This is a genomic window from Rhodophyticola sp. (genome assembly GCF_965284195.1).
Classification (GTDB): Bacteria; Pseudomonadota; Alphaproteobacteria; order Rhodobacterales; family Rhodobacteraceae; genus Rhodophyticola.
Genome location: NZ_CBDIRM010000001.1, coordinates 2900194 through 2922500 on the forward strand (window position 1 = coordinate 2900194; position 22307 = coordinate 2922500).

17 protein-coding genes, 1 tRNA gene, 2 rRNA genes and 2 pseudogenes (1 of these 22 running past the window's edge) are annotated in these 22307 nt (G+C 59.1%); 7 read left to right on the plus strand and 15 right to left on the minus strand.

What is annotated here, in order from left to right; genetic code table 11:
* Positions 1–37: 37 nt before the first annotated feature.
* The 3 genes from rsgA to ACQ651_RS14580 form a co-directional block, all read right to left on the minus strand.
* Positions 38–1120, minus strand: coding sequence for a ribosome small subunit-dependent GTPase A (rsgA, locus tag ACQ651_RS14570; RefSeq protein ID WP_430449673.1), 1083 nt, complete (start codon positions 1118–1120; stop codon positions 38–40).
* Between the two features lie 268 nt (positions 1121–1388).
* Positions 1389–1823: a VOC family protein gene (locus ACQ651_RS14575; protein ID WP_430449674.1), complete on the minus strand. Its 435-nt coding sequence runs from the start codon at positions 1821–1823 to the stop codon at positions 1389–1391.
* Between the two features lie 251 nt (positions 1824–2074).
* The gene (locus ACQ651_RS14580) at positions 2075–2389 is read right to left on the minus strand and encodes a hypothetical protein (RefSeq protein WP_430449675.1); all 315 of its coding nucleotides are present in this window, start codon (positions 2387–2389) and stop codon (positions 2075–2077) included.
* Positions 2390–2407: 18 nt separating this feature from the next.
* Here ACQ651_RS14580 and ACQ651_RS14585 point away from each other — a divergent pair, with 18 nt between their 5' ends.
* The gene (locus tag ACQ651_RS14585; protein WP_430449676.1) at positions 2408–2761 is read left to right on the plus strand and encodes a DUF6544 family protein; all 354 of its coding nucleotides are present in this window, start codon (positions 2408–2410) and stop codon (positions 2759–2761) included.
* On the plus strand, positions 2751–3722 hold the full coding sequence (locus tag ACQ651_RS14590) for an alpha/beta fold hydrolase (protein WP_430449677.1): 972 nt from the start codon (positions 2751–2753) through the stop codon (positions 3720–3722). The genes ACQ651_RS14585 and ACQ651_RS14590 overlap by 11 nt, the downstream gene beginning before the upstream one ends.
* A gap of 178 nt (positions 3723–3900) precedes the next feature.
* Here the strand turns inward: ACQ651_RS14590 and ACQ651_RS14595 are convergent, their stop codons facing one another.
* Positions 3901–4350 carry a MarR family winged helix-turn-helix transcriptional regulator gene (locus ACQ651_RS14595; protein WP_430449678.1) on the minus strand — a complete coding sequence of 150 codons (450 nt, stop codon included), beginning with the start codon at positions 4348–4350 and terminating at the stop codon, positions 3901–3903.
* A gap of 79 nt (positions 4351–4429) precedes the next feature.
* Here ACQ651_RS14595 and ACQ651_RS14600 point away from each other — a divergent pair, with 79 nt between their 5' ends.
* Positions 4430–4876: a hypothetical protein gene (locus ACQ651_RS14600; RefSeq protein WP_430449679.1), complete on the plus strand. Its 447-nt coding sequence runs from the start codon at positions 4430–4432 to the stop codon at positions 4874–4876.
* A gap of 73 nt (positions 4877–4949) precedes the next feature.
* Here ACQ651_RS14600 and ACQ651_RS14605 read toward each other — a convergent pair whose 3' ends face one another.
* From ACQ651_RS14605 to ACQ651_RS14625, 5 genes and pseudogenes are all read right to left on the minus strand, one after another.
* A complete protein-coding gene (locus ACQ651_RS14605; RefSeq protein ID WP_430450335.1) occupies positions 4950–5891 on the minus strand; it encodes a DUF2493 domain-containing protein in 942 nt (313 codons plus the stop codon).
* 351 nt (positions 5892–6242) lie between these two features.
* On the minus strand, positions 6243–7325 hold the full coding sequence (locus tag ACQ651_RS14610) for a DUF7146 domain-containing protein (protein WP_430450336.1): 1083 nt from the start codon (positions 7323–7325) through the stop codon (positions 6243–6245).
* Between the two features lie 62 nt (positions 7326–7387).
* A complete protein-coding gene (locus tag ACQ651_RS14615; protein ID WP_430449680.1) occupies positions 7388–9493 on the minus strand; it encodes a ParB N-terminal domain-containing protein in 2106 nt (701 codons plus the stop codon).
* 135 nt (positions 9494–9628) lie between these two features.
* A pseudogene (locus tag ACQ651_RS14620) lies at positions 9629–10570 on the minus strand (DUF932 domain-containing protein); the annotation flags it as partial.
* Positions 10571–10604: 34 nt separating this feature from the next.
* Positions 10605–11773, minus strand: a protein-coding gene (locus tag ACQ651_RS14625; protein ID WP_430449681.1) for an IS3 family transposase whose coding sequence is annotated in 2 segments (ribosomal slippage) — positions 10605–11509 and positions 11509–11773 — 1170 coding nt in all. Because the reading frame shifts where the segments join, the coding sequence is not laid out codon by codon here.
* Between the two features lie 273 nt (positions 11774–12046).
* Between ACQ651_RS14625 and ACQ651_RS14630 the strand changes: the two genes are divergently transcribed.
* From ACQ651_RS14630 to ACQ651_RS14640, 3 genes are all read left to right on the plus strand, one after another.
* The gene (locus ACQ651_RS14630) at positions 12047–12577 is read left to right on the plus strand and encodes a hypothetical protein (protein ID WP_430449682.1); all 531 of its coding nucleotides are present in this window, start codon (positions 12047–12049) and stop codon (positions 12575–12577) included.
* Positions 12578–12580: 3 nt separating this feature from the next.
* Positions 12581–14113, plus strand: coding sequence for a hypothetical protein (locus ACQ651_RS14635; RefSeq protein ID WP_430449683.1), 1533 nt, complete (start codon positions 12581–12583; stop codon positions 14111–14113).
* A gap of 50 nt (positions 14114–14163) precedes the next feature.
* A protein-coding gene (locus ACQ651_RS14640) for an IS3 family transposase (RefSeq protein WP_430449681.1) occupies positions 14164–15332 on the plus strand; the annotation gives its coding sequence in 2 pieces (ribosomal slippage) (positions 14164–14428 and positions 14428–15332; 1170 coding nt in all).
* Positions 15333–15367: 35 nt separating this feature from the next.
* On the opposite strand, the pseudogene ACQ651_RS14645 reads toward ACQ651_RS14640, so the two are convergent.
* The 3 genes and pseudogenes from ACQ651_RS14645 to ACQ651_RS14655 form a co-directional block, all read right to left on the minus strand.
* Positions 15368–16552: pseudogene (locus tag ACQ651_RS14645) on the minus strand (IS1182 family transposase); the annotation flags it as partial.
* Between the two features lie 73 nt (positions 16553–16625).
* Positions 16626–17135: a GNAT family N-acetyltransferase gene (locus tag ACQ651_RS14650; RefSeq protein ID WP_430449684.1), complete on the minus strand. Its 510-nt coding sequence runs from the start codon at positions 17133–17135 to the stop codon at positions 16626–16628.
* A gap of 3 nt (positions 17136–17138) precedes the next feature.
* Positions 17139–17438: a DUF1778 domain-containing protein gene (locus tag ACQ651_RS14655; RefSeq protein WP_430449685.1), complete on the minus strand. Its 300-nt coding sequence runs from the start codon at positions 17436–17438 to the stop codon at positions 17139–17141.
* Between the two features lie 399 nt (positions 17439–17837).
* Here ACQ651_RS14655 and ACQ651_RS14660 point away from each other — a divergent pair, with 399 nt between their 5' ends.
* Positions 17838–19622, plus strand: a complete 1785-nt coding sequence (locus tag ACQ651_RS14660; RefSeq protein ID WP_430450337.1) for a recombinase family protein — start codon at positions 17838–17840, stop codon at positions 19620–19622.
* Here ACQ651_RS14660 and ACQ651_RS14665 read toward each other — a convergent pair.
* From ACQ651_RS14665 to ACQ651_RS14675, 3 genes are all read right to left on the minus strand, one after another.
* Positions 19579–19655: transfer RNA gene (locus tag ACQ651_RS14665), tRNA-Met, on the minus strand. The two genes, ACQ651_RS14660 and ACQ651_RS14665, sit on opposite strands and share 44 nt — an antisense overlap.
* A gap of 398 nt (positions 19656–20053) precedes the next feature.
* Positions 20054–20168 (minus strand): 5S ribosomal RNA (gene rrf, locus ACQ651_RS14670).
* A gap of 78 nt (positions 20169–20246) precedes the next feature.
* A 23S ribosomal RNA gene (locus tag ACQ651_RS14675) occupies positions 20247–22307 on the minus strand; it runs 769 nt beyond the window's last position.

Here is a 22307-nt window from a genome sequence, read left to right on the forward strand (position 1 = left end):
TTGTCCGGTTTGAAATATATGTAATCGGGTCACTTCATTATTTTCGTTTGTCATTTTGTCTCACGTGGGTTCGCACCATTTTGCCAAAGGCCTTATCCTTGGCCTTGCGCTCAAACAGGGTCGCAGAGTTGAAGGCGTCCTCTGCGACCAGCTTGCGCCAGCGGGCCAGCCGAGCTGGATCGATCTTGCCGGTTTCAACAGCATCCAGAACGGCGCAGCCCGGTTCTGTCTCGTGTTGGCAGTCCTTGAAGCGACATCTGCCGGACAGATCAGCGATGTCGGAAAACAGGTCTTCGATACCCGATGCCGCATCCGTCAACTGTAGCTCACGCATGCCCGGAGTATCCAAAATCAGGCACTGATTGGGCATGGCGTGCAACTGGCGGCGCGTGGTCGTATGGCGACCTTTGGCATCATCCTCGCGGATGGATTGTGTCGCAATGGCCTGTGTCTCCAGCAACGCGTTTGCCAAGGTTGACTTGCCAACGCCTGATGATCCCAGAAATGCGACCGTCGCGCCGGGTTTGCACCAATCAGCGAGCTTGCTTTCGGGTTCATCGCCTCGCGCATCCAAAGCCACGACCGCGACAGCCTCGGACACCGCCTTGGCTTCATCGATATAGTCTTGGGGCTCGGCGATCATATCCGTCTTCGTCAAAACGATGACCGGTGTAATCTTCGCCTCGAACGCGACGGCGACATAGCGCTCAAGCCGGGCGATGTTGAAGTCCTGATTACACGACGTGACGATGAACGCCGTGTCGATGTTGGCGGCGATCAACTGTTCCTCGCGACCTGTTCCCGGCGCGCGTCGTTTGATCAGACTTTTACGCTCCAGCACACGGCTGGATTTCGGGTTGTCGCGATCAAACAACAACCAGTCGCCGACTGTTGCATCGCGTCTGGGCGGTAACGTCTCATCAATACCATCGCCGAGAATATGAAGACCATTGCGGTGCACTTCAAAGATACGAACAGGCGGTGTTTGCGCCAATTCACTTACATCGAGCTGTTGAGAGAAGTGGGGCTGCCAACCAAGAGTGTTCAGAAAAGGAGGCTTATGCTTTGCGTCCTGAACGCCCGATTGAGCCGGGAATAATTGAGAATAGTCACGTGTCATCGTGAATGGTCTTTCATGTCGCGAACGCGAGCAGGGCTCGGTTCATCCAGTAGGGAAAGTGTGGGCAAAATTTCCGGGATCGTTGCCAGCCTATGGCACCGTTCGCTGCTCTTTAATTTTGCATCGGGAGGACTTTAGCCTCCCCACTTTACCGGGACATCAAATCTCCATCGTGACTAAGCTAGAGATACTATCTTGATCTCACAGTTTCAATATCCTCTTCCGGGATTCGGCATGATCTGCTTCGCGTGCACCACGCGCGATTGGCTTAGCCTTGGAAATCGATCACCACCGATGGTGCGCTGCGCCGTGCCTCACCATGGTAAACGGCTTCAACGTTGTTTCCGTCAGGGTCGAGCACGAAAGCAGCGTAGTATCCTGGGTGATAAGCCCGCTCGCCGGGTGCCCCGTTATCGCGCCCTCCATGGGCCATCGCCGCACGATAAAATGCATCCACCGTCGTGCGGTCCTTTGCTTGGAAGGCCAGATGGTGACGTCCCGTCAGCACACCTTGCGCCGCTGGGCTACCAACCGAGGATACGACGAGTTCGTCAGCCCAGAAATAGTTCTCGGTCGTACCAACAATGGGGATCTCCAACACCGCCAGAACGGCCGTGTAGAAGTCTTGGCTGATCTCGAGGTCGTGTACCACGAGCTGGAGGTGGTCGATGAGCCGACCACGATGTAGTTGAGTGGTTTCCATGATCGTCCTCCATGTGTAAATGGGCTTCTACAGATCTTTTGGCAGTCCTTGGCAGCACGACGGAAAATGGGACGCAAAGAAACGAGTGTAAATTGAATGAATTAAAGCAACCGGTCGTTCACCTGCAGACTATACAATGCGAAAGCGCAACTCGCTTTGATCTTGGGCAATTATCTTGCAGAAATGGGCTATTGGCCAGGGGACTGCCATCAGCTCGTTTGGGCTCCTCCTTCCTGACATTCGCTGGTCGATCACCCTATCAGCCTTTCTGCAATGCGGGACGCGGCCTCTTCACTGCGGATCAGGTGGGTGTAGAGCGCCATGTGGTCGGCATCGCGGATGATCTGGTTCCGGTCGGGCACCCTCCAGCCATCGAGCAGTTGCCGGGCGAGGGCGTGGGGCGTGGAGCGGTCCTGGCGTCCGAGGCAGGCCAGGATGTCGTCCGGATCGATGGCCGGATCTTCCGGTGGGTCGAGCAGCGGCCGAAGCTCCGCCAGCTGGGCATCCGTCCAGCCGGCCGCCCTGACGGCTGCGGTCATGCCCAGCCTGCCGGAGAGATCGCCCATCACCACCACCTGATCGACATGGCCGGACCCGGCGAGCCTACTGCCGGGGAGCATATCCGCTGGGAAGAGGCAGGGCCCGATACGGCGCGTGCGGTCGTCACCCATGGCGCGCTGGAACAGGCGGTCGAGATCACGCTCGCCCCCGACGGGCTGTCGCGATCCGTGATCATTCAACGCTGGAGTTCGGAAAACCTGGACAAGAGCCGCCGGCTGCAACTCTTCGGTGGACATCTGTCGCAGTATCGCGAGTTCAGTGGCAATCGGCTACCGACCTGTATCGAGGGTGGCAATGATTTCGGGACGGAGGAATACTTCCCCTTCTTCCGAACGGAGATACCGACGTCCGATTGGGATCGAGCGCATGAGCCGTAAACGCCTCCTGATTGTCAGCGTAGGAACACTTGTCGCGCTCGGCGTGGCCTTCTGGGCGACGCTGACTGTTCTGGCCGGTCACGATGTGCGCGCGCGGATCGAAAGCATCGAGGCACAGCAGAAATTTACAGATACCGGCAATGGGCCGGTGGAATATGCTGTTGTCGGCGAAGGGCCTCCCGTTCTTGTCATTCACGGCGCGGGCGGCGGCTTCGATCAGGGATTGCTGTTCGCACAGACTTTCATCGGCGAGGGCTATCGGTGGATCGCACCCTCGCGCTTCGGGTATCTCGGCAGTCCGTTGCCAGAAGATGCTTCGACCCCGGTGCAGGCCGATGCGTTCGCCGCGCTCCTCGACCACCTGGGGCATGAACGTGTCCTCGTTCTGGCTGTGTCCGGCGGCGCACCTCCCGCCCTGCAATTCGCATCTCGTCACACGGAACGCGTAAGCGGCCTCGTGCTCATTTCGCCCGCGCCCTTTACACCGCATGGCGCTCTGGATGGCGAGCGCCCCGTTCCGCCATGGATCTACGAAGCGTTGTTCGGCAGCGATACCGTCTACTGGACCTTGTCGAAACTTGCACCGGGCCGATTGCGCGAAGCATTCGACGCCCGGCCGGACCTGCTAGATGGACTCTCTGACGAGGAGCTTCGCCGGGTCGACCGCATCGTCACATCGTTTCTGCCGGCCTCGCGCCGGATTGAGGGGATTGGCAACGAAGTCGCCGCGATCGATCCGGACACGTCTTACCCGCTGGAAGATATCACCGTGCCGACCTTGATCGTGCATGCGCGCGATGATCGCATCAATCCCTTCGCAATCGGCATCGGTCTGTCTCGACAGATCGGGAATTCGGAACTCATTTTGTTCGACCGCGGCGGCCACTTGCATCTCGGGCATCACGACGAAATCAGGAGCCGTGTCCGAGCTTTTCTGGATGGCCTGTCTTCACCCGAATGATTGATGACAGAGGCTCGGAGCCGTCATCCGATGCCTTCGGTCAGTTGATGCGGGGTCGCCTTCAGTGCCGCTCGACAGCTTCATGTCTGGCTCGGGGGCTGCGTCCACCATGGCGCCGGTGAGGGGGAGCGCTATTTGCCAAACTCGTCTGTTCGTCCTCGCTGCTTGAGCGTCGAACTCATCGCCGGGCGGTTTCTGTCGGGTGTTTTCGAACGGCGATAATTTTCTGCATCAAGGTCAGGAACTGCCGACGCTCGTCCTCTGACAGACAGCGAAGTGCGTCGGCATTCTCCGCCATTGCCGCCTCCAGCGCCGGTTTACGCAGACCGCGCGCCCGCGCGGTGAGCCAAACCCGTTGGGCCCGCCCGTCCGACGGATCCTTCTTGCGAACAACCAGCCCGTCGCGTTCCATCCGGGCCAACGTGTTGGCCATTGTCGCCTGTTCGATATCGAGCCGTATCACCAGATCCTTCTGCGTCAGTCCGTCCTTTTCCCAAAGCTCCAGCAGGGCCGGGAAAGTGCCCGTCGTCAGACCCAAAGGCTTGATCCGCTCCGTAAGACCGCGCGCGAAAAGTCGCGCCATGTGATTTGCGAGATATCCCGCCGATTGCTCCTTCACGAACTCCATATGTCTCCAACCCACTTGAATAGCTTGCTATGCAATGATATATAGCCTGCTATATACTCCTGATAAAGCGAGCGACGCAATGACCAAAACCATTCATCCCATCGCAGGCAGCATCGCCCTGCTCACGATTCTCACTTTCTGGGTCTCCACAGCGCTGTCGGAACTATTTGCGAGCGCTTCCGTCGTCACCACCGTAAAGACACTGATCCCTTGGGGGTTCGCGATCCTCATTCCTGCGCTGGCGGCGGTTGGGATCTCGGGCTTTCGTCTGACGAAGAAGCGTCGGGGGCCGCTGGTCGACGAGAAGCGGAAACGCATGCCCTTTATTGCCGCGAACGGGATCCTGATCCTCATTCCCTCGGCGCTTTACCTGTCGTTCAAGGCGCAGGCAGGCGCGTTCGACATGAGCTTCTACACTGTGCAGGCGGTGGAACTGATCGCAGGCGCGGTGAACATCGCGCTGCTGGGTCTCAACATGCGCGACGGATTGCGGCTCACGGGAAAGCTGAGCCGTCGCTCGGCATGAGCAAGTGTTGTACGAGAAAGTAGGATTAAATGCGGCCATAACTCACGCCGCAGAAACGATATTCGAGCGACGTTTATGGGTCGCCCTTTTTGCGGAAATCAAGGGCCGTGATGCCGAGCTTGCGCGCCTTGTCTGCGAAATTGTCCTGAATACCGGTGCCCGGGAAGATGATGACCCCGATCGGCAGGGTATCGAGGATCGCATCGTTGCGCTTGAACGGGGCCGCCTTGGCATGGCGCGTCCAATCGGGCCTGAAAGCGACCTGCACAACCTTGCGGGTCTCTGCCCACTTGGCGGCAATCAGTTCGGCACCCTTGGGCGAGCCACCATGCAGGAGGATCATGTCAGCGTGCTTGGCGTGAACCTTGTCGAGCGTGTCCCAAATCAGCCGATGATCATTGAAATCCATCCCGCCGGTGAAGGCGATCTTGGTGCCTGCGGGCAGATGCACTTCGGTATCGGCGCGTTTCTTGGCGGCCAGGAAATCCCGGCTGTCGATCATCGCCGAAGTCAGGTTGCGATGGTTGACCCGTGATCCGGACCGGGCGGACCAAGGTGAGCCGGTCAGGCGCAGGTAGTGGTCGGCGGCGTTATCGCGATAGACCTCCATGCAGTCGCGGCGTTCGAGGAGCGATTGGCCGACTGCGATGAGATGTTCGAGCTGCACGGCTTTGACCTCGGAGCCGTCCTGTTCGCGCTGTCCGCGTTTCTGCGCCTGTTCGTTGTCGTCGAGCTTGCGCTCGATCCGGTCGGTGGCGCGGTGGAACATGTTGACGCTCGACCAGAGCAGTTCGTTAAGATCGGTATCGAGGCTGGTGTCCGCCATCGTCGTCACGAGGGCATCGAAGATATCGGCGACGGCGCCTTCGATTTGGTTGTCCTCGGGGACGTCGCGCGGATCGCGATCGTTCTCGGAATGACGGTAGCCGTGCAGTTGGACTTCGGTGCAGATCGCGTCGGTAGGTGATGCGCTGTGGTGCGGCTCGTCAACGGTCTCGCGGGGATCGGTGAACATGGGAGGCTCCTTCATCGGGTGACCGCGACCGCCGCGGCCTTCATGGCGACGAAAGACGGCGAGCGGGGCGGACCTGCACCCGGAGCGACGGGCATGATCCCCAAAAGTGGCTGCCGGTTTTGGGAGAAGATCATGCCGAGAAGGCGTGGAGGGCCGGAGCGCAGCGGAGGATGGCGAAGCCCGGTTCTTTTGGCTCGCGATGGAACGGCCCGTAGGGCCGACGGAAAAGAACCGGGCGCAGGCATTGCCGGTCCGCACCGTTTGCCGTTCTGTCGCCCTCTCAGAAGGCCAAGGTCGTGGCTCTTTCCGATTAGGGTGCTCGCGTCCCGTGACCGATCCCGGCTCGATGGGTCAGGCCCGCTCCGCCTCCTTCCCGGCGACGCCTGAGAAGTTCATGAAACGCGCGACATCCTCCGGTGCGATCTGGTTGCGCATGGCGCTGCGCACGGCATCGATCCCGAGAAGGCGCAGATCCTCGTTGAAGTCCCCGAGTTGCGGCGACAGCGTGATGGCCTCGATATCGGCCTTTTGCGCCCGGTCGACCAGGGCCTCCATTGCGCCATCGCCTGCCGGGTCGTTGTCACGGGCGATATAGAGTCGGCGCAGTGTCGCCGGGAACAGGATGGCCGTGAGATGAGCGGCAGAGAGTGCAGCCACCATTGGCATGTCAGGCACGACCGTCCTCAGCGACAGCAGGGTCTCGATGCCTTCGCCCGCCGCCATGACATCATGAGCGGTCCCGAACCGGACGGCATGTCCGAGAAGATTGCCCATTGCACGGCGCGGCGTGTCGATCGGGGCCTTGCCAAGATTGCTTTCGGACAAGCCATTTGGATCAAGCCAGGTGCGATGCGCTCCAGTAATCATGCCGTCGAGATCGGTAACCGCGGCAACGAGCGCGGGCCATGTCTCGGTCTCGGAATGGCTGTCAGGCCGATAGTAGCACCGTGGGTGGAAACGCAGGTTTGCGGTTTCGTGCAAAGCCGTAATGCCGCGTTTGTGTAGATACGACTCTGCGAGCGTGCCCGCAATCGGCTTCGCCATGTCGAACAGCCGCCGGGCGGCTTCCGGCGATCCGGCTGGAACCGGTGCGGGTCGCGGGTTCGGGTCGCTGCGTGGCTCGGGCAGTGGCAAGCGCAGAAACCGTCGCGCCTCTTCGGCGACGTCCGCAAAATCAGCCAGCCCACAGCTCTCACGGATGATGTCGAGCAGGTCGCCATGTTCGGCGGTGGCGGCATCGGTCCATTTTCCGGCGGCACCCCTGCCGCTAACGGGCCCAATCAGACGAACGAACATGGAATGGCCGGGCGTGCCGCTCACATCGCCAATCATCCAATAGCGCCCTTGGCGCTGGCCCTCGGGAAGATAGTGCCGACACACAGCCTCTGCATTGCGGGCTAAGGCTTCGGTCAGATCGGAGATTAATCGGGACATGACGGTTCCTCCAAAAGAAAAAGGGCCCGCCTTGCGGCGGACCCAGTGGGGGAATGCTGTCGTCATTCCGCGGCTTCGAGTTCTTCTTCCTGCTCCTTTGCCTCATCGTCGGCCGGTTCGAGCTCTTCGTCCGTGGCCGTTTTGCCGTCGTTTGCCGCCGATTGCGCTTCGCCACTGGCTTCATCGCTATCGTCGACGATCTCGAACTCCGGTTCATCGGGCTGTTCGATCAGCGGCGGTGTCCGCAGGGGAGCAGGCAACCAGTCGGTGCCCGCGAGCAGTTCCTCGGCAGCTTCGACCATGTCGGGTTTCTTGAACCCGGCAATGCGCTCGGCATCCTTGTCGCCCTTCGCATCGCTGACGGCAGACAGTATCTGTGCCTTGGTAATCCGACCGAGATAGCTGTCCGCTGTAGCAGTCCAGCCCGCCTTTGCCATGTCGAGACCGAGCGTTGCCGCCAGCACGTCTGCATGGGCGAGTGCACGCGGTTTGCGGTAATGCGGTTCCTGCACCGCATTGACCGTCATTGCCACGCAATGGGCGAAGAGAGCCTCGCGGCTGTCGCTGTCCCATTCGGTCAGCGCGTCCCACAGGTCTTCCGGTGCTTTCGGGAGGTTCGCGGCCCAGGTCTCGATCCGCTGATCGATGGCCTGCGCATAGGCCGTGTTGCCGAGCCCTTCGGCCTGCGCCCCGAAATGCGTGGCTTTAGGCGTGATCTCGACACAGCTGTCCTGGCCGTAATGGTAGAAGAGCTGCAATACCATGGAGTGGAGACAGGCGAGCATGGTCAGTTGCGGATCGCCCGCCAGCGCATTGCGCAGGGCCATCGTGCGATGGACGGTCAGATCACAGATCAGGCGGTCCGAGAGCGGCTTGGTGCCGTCGTCGTCATCCTCGTCCAATTCCGCCACCGCATCGGCTCCGTCGGCGACACCGTCCTCCGCGGTCGGATCAATCACCTCACTGTCTGGGTCATCATCTGCCTCGACTGCTGGCTCGTCTTCCGCCCGCACATAGCCGCGTTCGACCCGCAGACTGCCCGAGCCATCGATGCTGACGAACGCGCCTGCGACGGCGTAGTCCTCCGGCTCGAACCGGATAGGCCGATCCTGCAACGCCTCCATGGCCGTCTCGACCTCACCGAGCCGAGCGTCGATCTCTTCGGGGAGTTCGTCGGCTTCGGCGTAGTCGTCTTCGAGCTTCTCATATTCCGCTTTGAGCGCGGCGTAGGTCTTGTCCTCGTCTTCGCTCATCGGCTCGGCTTCACCACGAATGCGGCGCAGGTCGTAGGTATGGCCATATGGAAAGTCGGTCGCGACCTCGATCCATTTCCAGCCCTCGGCCCGGATCGCCTCGGCGTCCTCGTTCAGCTTCTCAGCTACCATGGTTTCCAGCAGGGCCGCATCCTGAAGCCAACCACCATCGTCTGTCTGGAACAGATCGCGAAGAACTTCGCCGCCCGCTTCGATGTAATTGTCGAGGCCAACAAATTGCGCCCTCCGGTCGGAGGCGCGGACGGCGCCTTCGGTCAGCATGCGCCGGATTTCGTAAGGTTGTTTGGAATAGTGCTGCTTGAGCGCGTCCCAGACCTGTTCCTGTCGCTCATGGTCGGGATTGACTGTGAACGCCATCAGCTGATCGAGCGTGATGTCTTCGTCGGCGTAGGCCTCGAGAAGCGACGGCGCGATAGATGCGAGTTTAAGGCGCTGCTTCACGACATTTGCCGAGACGAAGAACGCGGCCGCAATCTCCTCTTCCGACTTGCCTTTCTCGCGCATGGCCCGAAAGGCGCGGAACTGATCCAGCGGATGGAGCGGCGCGCGCTGGACGTTCTCGGCGAGACTGTCTTCTTCGGCCAATCCATCAGTGCGCACGATGCAGGGAACGGGCGCTGTCCGGTTGAGCCGCTTCTGCTTCACCAAAAGTTCGAGCGCGCGGAAGCGGCGACCGCCTGCCGGGATCTCGAACATGCCGGTCTCCGCGCCGCTTTCATCTAGCACCGGCCGCACGGTGAGGCTTGCAAGCAGCGTGCGCCGAGCGATGTCCTCGGCCAGCTCGTCAATCGACACGCCGGACTTGATTTGACGGACGTTCGACTGGCTCAGCAGCAACTTGTTGAAGGGAATGTCGCGCGAGGCGCTGAGGGTGATTTTCTTGGACTTGGTCATGGATTTTCTCCGCGACGGGCGGTCCAGAGACACTCTCTCGACCTCCAAACCCGTCACGAAAATCCCGGCCCACCTCTTCCTCTCAGGAGAGATGGGCCGGGCGCCGGCGATTAAGTTGAGGCGAAACAGTCGCGGCTAGGTGGTTTGCTCCAGCAGTTTCTTGGCGCGGGTCTCCAGGGTGAGACGCGCATCCTGCTGCGGCTTGGACCGCGCCACGGCGGTGATGCCCTGGACGAAGTCGAACACGCTTTCGGGCGGGCGACCTTCTTCGGCGAGCACCGTCTCGACGATTTTGCCGCTCTCCGCCTTGGAGAAACCCCGCTTGCGCAGGAAGTCGGTCCGATCCTCGTCGCTGCGCGCGACGATCCGTTCGCGGGCGGCGCGGATGCCCTGAATGAAGGGCTGCGGTGAGGAGTCGGCAAAGTTCGCCAAAGCGGGCGCTGCTTCGTGCGCAAAGCGATTGGCGGCGTATTTGGAATGTCGGATAGAAATCTCCTGGAAGTCTTCGACGCCCCAGAGATTGCGGTTCTGACAGACGGCGCGCAGGTAGAAGCTGGCGATGCCGAGCGTCTTGGCACCAACCTCCGAGTTCCAGCAATAGAATCCGCGGAAGAAGAGATCGGGCGAGCCGTCCGGCAGGGTTCCAGCTTCGATCGGATTCAGATCGTCGACGAGGAAAAGGAAGACGTCCCGGTCCGACGCGTAAAGGGTCGTCGTGTCCTTGGTGACATCAACATTGGGATTATAGATGCCGGTCGACCAGTCGAGCACGCCCGGCACCTTCCAGCGCGTGTCGCCGACGCCGTCGCCCGCGATCCGCTGAACTGCCAAGACCAGTTCGTGGTCGTAGATACGACCATAGTCAGCGCCTGTGACGGCACGCAGTTCGGTCCGGCCATTCGCGACTTCCATGGTCTTGACCTGCTCGGCGCGGTGATTGGTGAGTCCGTATTGCAAGTTGATGCCCGCGAGCGGCGCTGGAAGCTGACGCAGATAGGCGGCTGGCGCGCCGACAAGGCTCGCCAGTTGACCAAAGCTCCAATGGGTTGGCGCGACCGGTGCTTCCGCATCAGGCAGTGGCCTGCCCCTATCGGGTGGTCCGGTTTCAGTCTTAGTGCATGACGGGTCTTGGCGCCAATGTTGTAGCTTGAGGTGGGGGCGATCCGCGGTCGCTTGGCGGCCAGTGTAACGCCTGCGGGGCCGGTGGCCGATAGCCCAGGGATGAGTGGGGCCGGGCGGTGTTGTAATGGACCCGCCATGCTTCGATCACCACGCGGGCCTCGGCGAGGGAATAGAAGACCTCGCCATTGAGCAGCTCGTCGCGGAGCTTGGAGTTGAAGCTTTCGCAGTAGCCGTTCTCCCACGGGCTGCCCGGTTCGATGAACGCCGTCTTCGCGCCCACCGCATCGATCCAGTCTCGGACGGCCTTGGCGATGAACTCCGGACCATTGTCCGAGCGAACATGGCCGGGAACACCTCGCAGGATGAAGAGGTCGGTCAGGACATCGATCACCGCGGTGGAATTGAGCTTCCGGTCGATCCTGATCGCCAGGCACTCCCGGGTAAACTCATCGACCACGTTGAGCATCCTGAGTTTCCTCCCATCGTGCGTCCGGCTCTCGACGAAATCGTAGGACCAGACGTGGTTCGGACGCTCGGGCCGAAGTCGGATGCACGATCCGTCATTTAGCCAAAGCCGACCCCTCTTCGGTTGTTTCTGTGGCACCTTGAGCCCCTCCCGCCGCCAGACCCGCTCGACCCGCTTCACGTTCACGGCCCACCCGGCATCGCGTAACATCGCCGCGATCCGGCGGTAGCCATAGCGTCCATACTGGCTGGCGAGCGCGATGATGTCCGCGGTTAGCGCGTCTTCGTCGGGACGGCCCCGCGGCATTTTCCGTTGTGTCGAACGATGCTGCCCGAGCACGCGGCAAGCCATTCGCTCCGACACGTCGAACTTTTCCCTGACGTGGTCGATACAATGGCGACGGCGAGCGGGGCTCAGAAGTTTCCCGAGGCGGCCTCCCGGAGGATCAGTTTCTCGAGCGTCAGGTCGGAGACCGCCTTCCGCAGGCGCTCGTTCTCCTTCTCGAGTTCCTTCAGGCGTTTCACCTGGTCGGTCTTCAGACCGCCGAACTCCTTGCGCCAGCGGTAATAGGTGAACTGCGTCACCTCGATTGACCGCACTGCCTCGGCTACTGAACGACCTTGTGACACCAACACATCGACCTGCCGAAGCTTCGCGACGATCTCTTCCGGCTTGTGCCTCTTCTGTCCCATTCCTTCATCCTCCATCTGGCTCGAAAGCCTACTTCAGGGAGGACCACTTTTCAGGGGGCAGACCATTTGCTTATGCCAGCAATCAAATCTGGTATCCACAGTTCAGTACTAACTGCGGCTAGCAGCAGTGCGACGTGCTGGACTTGACGGAGACAAACTTGTCACAGCTAATTGTCCGCAAAGGGCCGTTCCGGCCTTGCTTCCTCTGGTTGAAGAATTCGCAACATCGCCATACCTTCTCCGGAACCAAAATCGAACATCTGGGGCAGTGTAATGAGATACGAAATCGAGCTTACGGGAGACGAGACAGAAATCCTCAGTGGCATTGAGTTGGACCAAACTGCGTTGGATCACGAGCAATACAAACGGCAAGCGCCTCTGATTTTGGAGCTACTGCAGTCGCTGGCAGAGCGGAAGGCAATCCCAGAAATTCGCCTGAAATACTGGACAGACCCTGAGTATCATCTTGGACGGCTCAAAACCTCCTCCAAGGGAGTGTTTGAGCGGAATGGCAATCAGGGAGATGAAATCTATATTCACCCGAACTTTCTGCCGTATCTGCGTTACTTCCTGTTCGGAGCGCAGTTACCAGACGCTGCAATCACTGAGTTTGAAGAGGCTGTCGGCAACCCGGACTGGGTATCGTCGAGCGACATAACAGGCATTGCGGCAAAGACGCGGACAATCGTTCGCAAGTTTAGCTTGCACGAGGAAGACGAAGAATTCTATCGGCTGGCTTTAGACCTTGGCCTTAGTCAGTGGTTCGCCAAGTCCGTACGCGATGCAGTCAAGCAAGTTCGCTAAGGAATGCGCGACCATTACCGGAAGAAACTGAACAAGCTGCTGTCTCGGGCGGGCGACGAGGAGTTTATTCAGCTCTTGTGGGCAACGCACATTCTTCAGACCGAAAACCCTGACCCGGCGCGTAAGTTTATACAGCCAGATACTATTCCTAGGGGTGCAATCTCCGCTAAGATGCCCAGCAAATACTCAATACACAAATGGGAAATCGAGACGCTGGCTAATGAGTTAATGACCGTGCCAAAGTCCAGGCCGAAGCAAAAAGGCCCAACAAGGAAACTGCGTTGGGACCACTTTGGCGCAACGACGGACTGCGTGAATTGGCTTCGGAAGTTGGAAGACGTCGAGTATAGGATTCAGAAGAAACGCCAAGACATTTTCATTGAAATGGGGCGTATAGCGGCGCGCCAGTTCGACTGGCAGCGAGGGTTTGTGAATATCCCTCAGTTCTATCGCAACGCTTTTGTGTACGGTCAGGGGCCTTGTGCGACTTACTTCGAGAAAGAGAACGGGATCACGTTGAACCGATTCTCACAAATTGGGTTCATGCTCTTTGTGTCCCTGGCAAATTACCCAGTCGTACGGAACGATGAATCATGGGCCAAACTGGGCGTCGACTGGGAAGAAGTCGAACAGGTCTTGGCGCTGATTGCACTACCTTTCCCGAGGGCTGCGGTTCTGGCGCGCGATAGGCGGCGAAAGACGATTCACACTGCCGACAAGCCAAGCATTCTTAGGCAAGCGCCCTGCCTACGGTTTGGAAAAGACGGCGAGCGCATACGTTCGCCTTTGCCGGAACTCATTCTCGAAAGGGTGACATCGGGCGTATTCTACGATGTCATCAACGGCGGTGGCCCAATTCGAGACGACTATGGAGCACGGTTCGAAGACTATTGCTTAGAGCATTTAAGCCGAAGCTTGCCCAGCTTGGATTGGGAACCTGAATTCAGCTATCGGAAGAAACCCAACCACTTCGATACGCCAGATGTCTTAGCCAGCCAGAACTCCAAAATCACTGCGGCGTTCGAATGCAAGGCAACCCGCATGTCTCAAGAAGCAATGTTTGGAATGAACCCAATTACCGCACGCGGCTTTCAGGACATTACCAAAGCCATTTTCCAGTTGTGGCGGTTCTTCTCGCATTGCAGACGGGGCTACACCGGCAAAGCGGTTGATGACGATGCGGTTGGGGTTGTGTTGACTTTGGACAACTGGCTTGTGTTGGCTGACTCGCTCAGAAAGGAGGTTCTGGCAAACGCCGAGCAAATGTCGCGTGACAAAGATGTTGAAATAACCGCTGAGGACAAAAGGCCCATCGTCTTTGTCGCTGTGCCAGAGCTTGAGCGGACCCTTTCCAAGGCGACAGAGCTAACGTTTTTAGAGGCTTTGAGATTGTCAAACACCGAAAAATACTGGGGATGGCGATTGGATGGCGTACACAATGATTTGGTTGTCGATACGTCGCATCCCAAAAGAGATTATCCTTTCGCCGACGAACTTGGGAAACTGCTGCCATGGTGGAACTGGTCTGCCCCCTGAAAAGTGGTCCTCCCTGAAGTAGGCTTTCGAGCCAGATGGAGGATGAAGGAATGGGACAGAAGAGGCACAAGCCGGAAGAGATCGTCGCGAAGCTTCGGCAGGTCGATGTGTTGGTGTCACAAGGTCGTTCAGTAGCCGAGGCAGTGCGGTCAATCGAGGTGACGCAGTTCACCTATTACCGCTGGCGCAAGGAGTTCGGCGGTCTGAAGACCGACCAGGTGAAACGCCTGAAGGAACTCGAGAAGGAGAACGAGCGCCTGCGGAAGGCGGTCTCCGACCTGACGCTCGAGAAACTGATCCTCCGGGAGGCCGCCTCGGGAAACTTCTGAGCCCCGCTCGCCGTCGCCATTGTATCGACCACGTCAGGGAAAAGTTCGACGTGTCGGAGCGAATGGCTTGCCGCGTGCTCGGGCAGCATCGTTCGACACAACGGAAAATGCCGCGGGGCCGTCCCGACGAAGACGCGCTAACCGCGGACATCATCGCGCTCGCCAGCCAGTATGGACGCTATGGCTACCGCCGGATCGCGGCGATGTTACGCGATGCCGGGTGGGCCGTGAACGTGAAGCGGGTCGAGCGGGTCTGGCGGCGGGAGGGGCTCAAGGTGCCACAGAAACAACCGAAGAGGGGTCGGCTTTGGCTAAATGACGGATCGTGCATCCGACTTCGGCCCGAGCGTCCGAACCACGTCTGGTCCTACGATTTCGTCGAGAGCCGGACGCACGATGGGAGGAAACTCAGGATGCTCAACGTGGTCGATGAGTTTACCCGGGAGTGCCTGGCGATCAGGATCGACCGGAAGCTCAATTCCACCGCGGTGATCGATGTCCTGACCGACCTCTTCATCCTGCGAGGTGTTCCCGGCCATGTTCGCTCGGACAATGGTCCGGAGTTCATCGCCAAGGCCGTCCGAGACTGGATCGATGCGGTGGGCGCGAAGACGGCGTTCATCGAACCGGGCAGCCCGTGGGAGAACGGCTACTGCGAAAGCTTCAACTCCAAGCTCCGCGACGAGCTGCTCAATGGCGAGGTCTTCTATTCCCTCGCCGAGGCCCGCGTGGTGATCGAAGCATGGCGGGTCCATTACAACACCGCCCGGCCCCACTCATCCCTGGGCTATCGGCCACCGGCCCCGCAGGCGTTACACTGGCCGCCAAGCGACCGCGGATCGCCCCCACCTCAAGCTACAACATTGGCGCCAAGACCCGTCATGCACTAAGACTGAAACCGGACCACCCGATAGGGGCAGGCCAGGGTGATCCGGCGTTCTTTGCCGGTAGTGCAGCGGTTCTTGAGCGGGCAATCCCGGCACGCGTTCGTCCTGTAGCGACGCAACTGCAGACCGTCCTCCTCCGTCGTGTAGCGATAGGTCAGCTCCTCCCCGGCCGGGCAGCGATAGATGTCGCGGGCGTCGTCGTAGGCGAAGTCGGCCTTCACATACATGCCCCTCTTGCGGTTGCCCGAGGTTTCGGGGCGGGGAACCGTGGTGACGATACTCGCCTCGTGGCAGGCAAGGATTTCTCGGCCGCTGAAGTAGCCCTTGTCAGCGATCGCGCTGAGCTCGTCGCGACAAAGCGCTGCTTTGGACGCTTTGGCCATGGCCGCGAGCTGGTCGCGGTCGTGCCGGTGATTGGTGACGTCATGAGTGACGATCAGATGGGTCTCGGCATCCACGGCGGCCTGGACGTTGTAGCCGACCGTGCCGCTGTTCTTTGCGCTGGTTGCCATGGCGCGGGCATCCGGATCGGTCAGAGAAATCTGGCCGTCGGGCGCGTCTTCCAGCGCACGTTCCATGCTCCGAAGGCGCTGGATCTCCTTCTGGACACGCGCGTAGCGCCGGCCGAGATTGTCGACCCTCTCCGCCCGCTCTTCGCCTGCCTCCTGGCGGTCGATGCGAACCATTTCGTCGATGTAGCGCTCGACGCTCGCTTCGAGATGCGCGAGCCGGCTGGTGATCTTGCCCTTCGTGAAGTTCCGATCGCGGTTGTTTACCGCCTTGAACTTGCTCCCGTCGATCGCGACGCAGTCGCCCTTGAGGACGCCCATCCGGCGGCACAGATCGACGAATGCCGCGCAGCTACGCCGGATCGCCGGACCGTTGTCGCGCCGGAAGTCCGCGATCGTCTTGTGATCGGGAACCAGCCGACCGGTCAGCCACATCAGCTCCACGTTCCGACCGGCCTCGCGCTCCAGGCGTCGGCTCGACGGAATGCGGTTCAGGTAGCCGTAGATGAACAGCTTGAGCAGGACGCCAGGATGATAGCCGGGCCGTCCCGTCCGCGCGGCGGAGGTCCGTTCGAACCCGAGCCCGACAAGGTCGAGATCCTCGACGAAGAGATCGATGACCCGAACCGGGTGTTCTTCGTCGATCCACTCCTCCAGCCGCTCCGGAAACAGCGACACCTGGCCGCGATCGACACCCTCGATGAAACCCGCCATGCCTGCTCCTGCCCTTTGCGTAGAGCATACAACATTACCGGGTTTTCACACAGCCTCGGCCGTTGGCGTCCGATCAATCCTTATGGTGATGAAGCGAAGCGGCAATCGCGGCCATGGAGCGGAAAAGAATGAGCGGGTCATCCCTTGAAGGGAGAAAGCCGCGCCGTTGCCAGAACGCGGCAGCCTCGTCGTCAATAGCATTTACAATGAGGGCACGACCGCCGACGAGCTTGGCGGCACTCACGCTGCGTTCGAGAGCGTGCTTCACAAGACCCGTGCCAATCCCGCGCCCTGCCCAGGCGGTATCTGTCGCAAGCTGGCCCAGCAAAAGACAGGGTACCGGATCAGGCGGCTGGCCGGTCCGGATGGATCGTGGCATCACATTTGGAACCACCGCAGTCGGCGCCAGACCATAGTACCCGACGACACGATTGGCATCGTGAACGACCAGCACAGCGGTAAAGCCCTTCTCCTGATTGGAAAGAGCGCGTGTTTTCAGCCAGTGTTCGAGGGTCGGCTTTCCGCAGGTGAACTGAGAGACGTCGTGCTCAGCGGTCAGCGGCTCGGGAGCAGAAAGAGCCAAGGGTCAGCGTTTCGCCGCGTATCCTGGTTCCCAGGGTGCGGGGCGGTCCACGACTTCAACCATTTCCGGCACCGGTGCCGCTGGTGCTGACACAGTCTCCATAAACTCGGCAAAGCCTTCCGGGCTCATGCGGATCGGGGGGCTTTCCATCAGCACATCCTCGGCGGCACGAACCGCAGCATCACGTACGAAGTCCGTGCGTGAACGTCCTCGCAGACCGGCGGCGCGATCAATCATCGCGACGTCCGCTTCCGGGAGCCGCATTGAGATCGGATATTCTTTACGTTCAGCTTTGGTGGCCATGGGGCACCTCCTTCGGACTAGAGATAACATCTTGTACTGCAAATTGCAATACGCTATATTGGATGACATAGGACAAAATGCCGAGTCCGTGCGTACTATTAAGAGTTACCAAGCGGGAGTTTAGATGCGGAGCGCGCAAAATCATTCAAGGTTCGCTAGGTTATTTTACTATGCCAGCGCCCGCTATGGTGCGCAGCACCCAGCAGTAATGCGCCAGAGGCAGCAGAACGCCGCCACATATTCGCCTGTGAATTCAATTGCTTGTTGCACTTCGAGCATAAATGTTGCTCTGCATGACCCGCGAAGCGAGCAAATTAGATGCGGACGTGATGCCCACAGAGCGCGAAGAGCTGCTCGAGGCCATGCTTGTCGAAGAGCCGGAGTTGAGGTTCACGCCGCGTGGCGATCCCGATCCTCGTCTTGTCCGGCTGGTCGACTTTCTCGCAAGGCAAGCGGCGCGCGAATTTTTCGAACAGGAGAACACGAGACAGAGCGCGCGCGGCTCCTGATGGCTTTGGGAGACGCATATTGAAAGTCGCAATTTACGCCCGTTATTCCTCCGACAATCAGCGCGATGCTTCCATCGCCGACCAGTTTCGCATGTGTCGTCTCCATGCCGAAAAGCAAGGCTGGACGATCGTCGAGGAATATTCCGATCACGCCATATCGGGGGCCTCGCTCCTGCGACCCGGCGTTCAGGCGCTGATCTCGGACGCCACGCGGGGCCGCTTCGATATCGTGCTTTCGGAGGCGATGGATCGCCTTTCCCGCGACCAAGAGGACATCGCCGGCCTGTTCAAGCGTATGTCCTATGCGGACGTGAAGATATTTACGCTGTCCGAAGGCGAGGTTTCGCATCTGCATGTCGGTCTGAAGGGCACGATGAACGCACTTTTCCTCAAGGATTTGGCCGACAAGACGCGGCGAGGACAGCGCGGTCGCGTCGAGGCGGGCAAGTCCGGTGGCGGAAACGCCTATGGCTACGATGTGGTCAAGAAGCTCGATGCGAATGGCGAACCGATACGCGGAGATCGAGAAATAAACGATGAGCAGGCGGAGGTCGTCCGCCGCATTTTCCGCGACTACGCTGCCGGCAAATCGGCCAAGAAGATCGCGTTCGCCCTCAACAGGGAGGGCATCCCCGCCCCTTCGGGCGGAGATTGGGGATTCAGCACGATCAACGGCAACCCGAAGCGCGGGAACGGCATCCTGAACAACGAGATGTATATTGGAAGGATCGTTTGGAACCGACAGCGCTTCGTGAAAGATCCGGATACTGGCAAGCGGCAGGCGCGACCCAACCCCGAGGACGAGTGGGTTATACAGGACGTGCCGGAGCTCCGATTCCTGGATGACGAGCTTTGGGAGGCGGTAAAGGCCCGCCAGGCGCGGAACAGGGTCGTGCGAGACGAGAATGGTCACGCCGATGTGGCGAAAGTCCATCGCCGCCGCCGTCCGAAGTATCTCTTTTCTGGTCTCACGAAATGCGCCTGCTGCGGCGGCGGATATTCCGCGATCTCCGCAACGCTGATCGGATGCTCCACGGCTCGGAACAAGGGCACTTGCGACAACCGTGTCAACATCCGGCGTGATGAGCTGGAGTCGCGTGTCTTGAATGCCCTGCGCACTCGACTTGTTGATCCAACGCTGTTCGCTCAATTCTGCAAGGTGTTCACGCAAGAGCTCAATCGTCTTCGCATGGAAAGCCGTGCCGGCATCAACGCAGCCCGAGCGGAGATCGAGAAGATCGATCGTCAGGAAAAGAAGCTGATGGACCTCTACCTCAAAGACGCTTTGTCAGTGGATGCCGTGAAGGAGCGCGGCGACGGGCTCAAGGCGCGAAAGGCGGAGCTCACCGCCTTCCTAGAGACAGCCGACGGCCCCCCGCCGCTTCTGCATCCCTCAATGGCAGACCTGTACCGCTCACGCGTCCAGCAGCTCTACGATGCCCTACAGGATGATGATGAAGAGAAGCGCACCGAAGCCGCCGATATCCTTAGGACGCTGGTCGAGACAATCGTGCTGACGCCTGCGGACGGCAAGGTGGAGATCGATGTTCAGGGCGATCTCGCTGGAATCCTTACGCTTTCCGTTCAAACGAAAAACCCCGCCGGTCAGGCGGGGTCAACGCAAGTAAAGATGGTTGCGGGGGTAGGATTTGAACCTACGACCTTCAGGTTATGAGCCTGACGAGCTACCGGGCTGCTCCACCCCGCGACGATTGGGGAGTGTGTAACTTCAATGACAGACGGGCGCAAGGGTCTGTTCGGTGATCTTTGGAGCTTTTCGCGTCCATGCCAGATTTCTTTTTTATCAATGATTTTATAATCTTAATTTGGCACCGCTCATGCTCCTGATGAGAGGGCAACACAATGTTCGCCCTTCCTCAGCATCGATCCGATTGGCGGATATCGATCAGCAACCGATGCGCCGGTTCCTGTTCGATCAACCCCAAAAATCTCAGAGAGAGCCTGCCCGCCATTTCCAGACCTGACCATCGCATTCTGCTCTACTAACCGGCGCAACGGTCACACGGGCGCCAAACAGTGCAGTATCGATCAGTGTGCGGGGGAGGGAAATCGTAGAGAGAGATACAGGATGATGTTTCTTTCTAGGTTTGGCGGTGACCTACTCTCCCACACCTTAAGATGCAGTACCATCGGCGCAACGGCACTTAACGGCCGGGTTCGGAATGGAGCCGGGTGTTTTGCTCGCGCTATGACCACCAAACCGAGAAAGAAACATCTTATCCAAGTCAAACACACGTGGTGTATGCTTTTGATCCGCAAAGCCTAGCTTCTACTGGATCAAATCAAGCCTATCGAACAATTAGTACCGGTCAACTGAACGCATTGCTGCGCTTACATCTCCGGCCTATCGACGAGATGGTCTATCTCGGTTCTCAGGGATACCTTGTTTTGAGGGGGGCTTCCCGCTTAGATGCCTTCAGCGGTTATCCTTTCCGATCATAGCTACCCAGCACTGCCATTGGCATGACAACTGGTCCACCAGTGGATCGTTCACCCCGGTCCTCTCGTACTAGGGGCAACTCCTCTCAAGTATCCTACACCCACGGCAGATAGGGACCGAACTGTCTCACGACGTTCTAAACCCAGCTCACGTACCTCTTTAAACGGCGAACAGCCGTACCCTTGGGACCTGCTCCAGCCCCAGGATGAGATGAGCCGACATCGAGGTGCCAAACGGTGCCGTCGATATGGACTCTTGGGCACCATCAGCCTGTTATCCCCGGCGTACCTTTTATCCGTTGAGCGATGGCCCTTCCACTCGGGACCACCGGATCACTATGGCCGTCTTTCGACTCTGCTCGACTTGTCAGTCTTGCAGTCAGGCTGGCTTCTGCCATTGCACTCAACGAGCGATTTCCGACCGCTCTGAGCCAACCTTCGCGCGCCTCCGTTACGCTTTAGGAGGCGACCGCCCCAGTCAAACTACCCGCCACACAGGGTCCCGGATCCGGATAACGGACCGCGGTTAGACATCAAGCAATGCAAGGGTGGTATCTCAAGGGTGGCTCCACAGGAACTGGCGTTCCTGCTTCAAAGCCCACCACCTATCCTGCACATGCATGGCCTGATGCCAGTGTGAAGCTGTAGTAAAGGTGCACGGGGTCTTTCCGTCTAACCGCGGGAAGCCTGCATCTTGACAGGCAATTCAATTTCGCTGAGTCGATGTTGGAGACAGCGGGGAAGTCGTTACGCCATTCGTGCAGGTCGGAACTTACCCGACAAGGAATTTCGCTACCTTAGGACCGTTATAGTTACGGCCGCCGTTTACCTGGGCTTCAATTCGGAGCTTGCACCCCTCCTTTTAACCTTCAGGCACCGGGCAGGCGTCAGACCCTATACGTCGTCTTGCGACTTCGCAGAGCCCTGTGTTTTTAGTAAACAGTCGCCACCCCCTGGTTTGTGCCCCCAGCCACTAGTTGCCTAGAAACTGGGCCTCCTTCTCGCGAACTTACGGAGGTATTTTGCCGAGTTCCTTCAACATCGTTCTCTCAAGCGCCTTGGTATTCTCTACCAGTCCACCTGTGTCGGTTTAGGGTACGATCTTACGGAAGAGCTATTTCCAGGAACCGATTAGCGGCCCACCCAATCCGATAAGGGTGAACAACCTTCACGATCCGTCACTACTTCCTGGCCCAGGAATATTAACCTGGTTCCCATCGACTACGCCTTTCGGCCTCGCCTTAGGGGTCGGCTTACCCTGCTCAGATTAGCTTTAAGCAGGAACCCTTGGACTTTCGGCGACAGGGTCTCTCACCCTGTTTGTCGCTACTCATGTCATCATTCTCGCTAGTGATCACTCCACCGGATGGCTCACGCCCCGGCTTCACAGTCAAACCTGGTCCTCCAAAACGCCCGGATGGGCGCTAAAGAGGAACGAGTTTATTCACACTACGCTCCGCTACCATGCACTATGTGCATCCTCAGCTTCGGCTCATGGCTTGAGCCCCGATACATCTTCGCCGCAAGACAACTTATTTAGACCAGTGAGCTGTTACGCTATCTTTAAAGGATGGCTGCTTCTAAGCCAACCTCCTGGTTGTTTTGGTCGTCTCACCTGCTTTCCCACTTAGCCATGAATTAGGGGCCTTAGCTGGAGGTCAGGGTTGTTTCCCTCTCCACGACGGACGTTAGCATCCGCCGTGTGTCTGCCATCTAGTACTCCCGGGTATTCGGAGTTTGGTTAGGATCAGTAAGCCTGTGGGGCCCCATTACCCATCCAGTGCTCTACCCCCCGAGGGTATTCGGATGACGCTCTACCTAAATAGATTTCGCGGAGAACCAGCTATCTCCGAGTTTGATTGGCCTTTCACCCCTAGGCACAACTCATCCCGACCTTTTT

Excerpts from the sequence above, each read along its gene's own strand:
- ACQ651_RS14615 (WP_430449680.1), bottom strand. The coding sequence starts at position 9,493 with ATGACCAAGTCCAAGAAAATCACCCTCAGCGCCTCGCGCGACATTCCC.
- ACQ651_RS14595 (WP_430449678.1), bottom strand. The coding sequence starts at position 4,350 with ATGGAGTTCGTGAAGGAGCAATCGGCGGGATATCTCGCAAATCACATG.
- ACQ651_RS14630 (WP_430449682.1), top strand. The coding sequence starts at position 12,047 with ATGAGATACGAAATCGAGCTTACGGGAGACGAGACAGAAATCCTCAGT.
- ACQ651_RS14655 (WP_430449685.1), bottom strand. The coding sequence starts at position 17,438 with ATGGCCACCAAAGCTGAACGTAAAGAATATCCGATCTCAATGCGGCTC.
- ACQ651_RS14575 (WP_430449674.1), bottom strand. The coding sequence starts at position 1,823 with ATGGAAACCACTCAACTACATCGTGGTCGGCTCATCGACCACCTCCAG.
- rsgA (WP_430449673.1), bottom strand. The coding sequence starts at position 1,120 with ATGACACGTGACTATTCTCAATTATTCCCGGCTCAATCGGGCGTTCAG.
- ACQ651_RS14610 (WP_430450336.1), bottom strand. The coding sequence starts at position 7,325 with ATGTCCCGATTAATCTCCGATCTGACCGAAGCCTTAGCCCGCAATGCA.
- ACQ651_RS14600 (WP_430449679.1), top strand. The coding sequence starts at position 4,430 with ATGACCAAAACCATTCATCCCATCGCAGGCAGCATCGCCCTGCTCACG.
- ACQ651_RS14585 (WP_430449676.1), top strand. The coding sequence starts at position 2,408 with ATGGCCGGACCCGGCGAGCCTACTGCCGGGGAGCATATCCGCTGGGAA.
- ACQ651_RS14590 (WP_430449677.1), top strand. The coding sequence starts at position 2,751 with ATGAGCCGTAAACGCCTCCTGATTGTCAGCGTAGGAACACTTGTCGCG.
- ACQ651_RS14635 (WP_430449683.1), top strand. The coding sequence starts at position 12,581 with ATGCGCGACCATTACCGGAAGAAACTGAACAAGCTGCTGTCTCGGGCG.
- ACQ651_RS14605 (WP_430450335.1), bottom strand. The coding sequence starts at position 5,891 with ATGTTCACCGATCCCCGCGAGACCGTTGACGAGCCGCACCACAGCGCA.
- ACQ651_RS14580 (WP_430449675.1), bottom strand. The coding sequence starts at position 2,389 with ATGGGCGATCTCTCCGGCAGGCTGGGCATGACCGCAGCCGTCAGGGCG.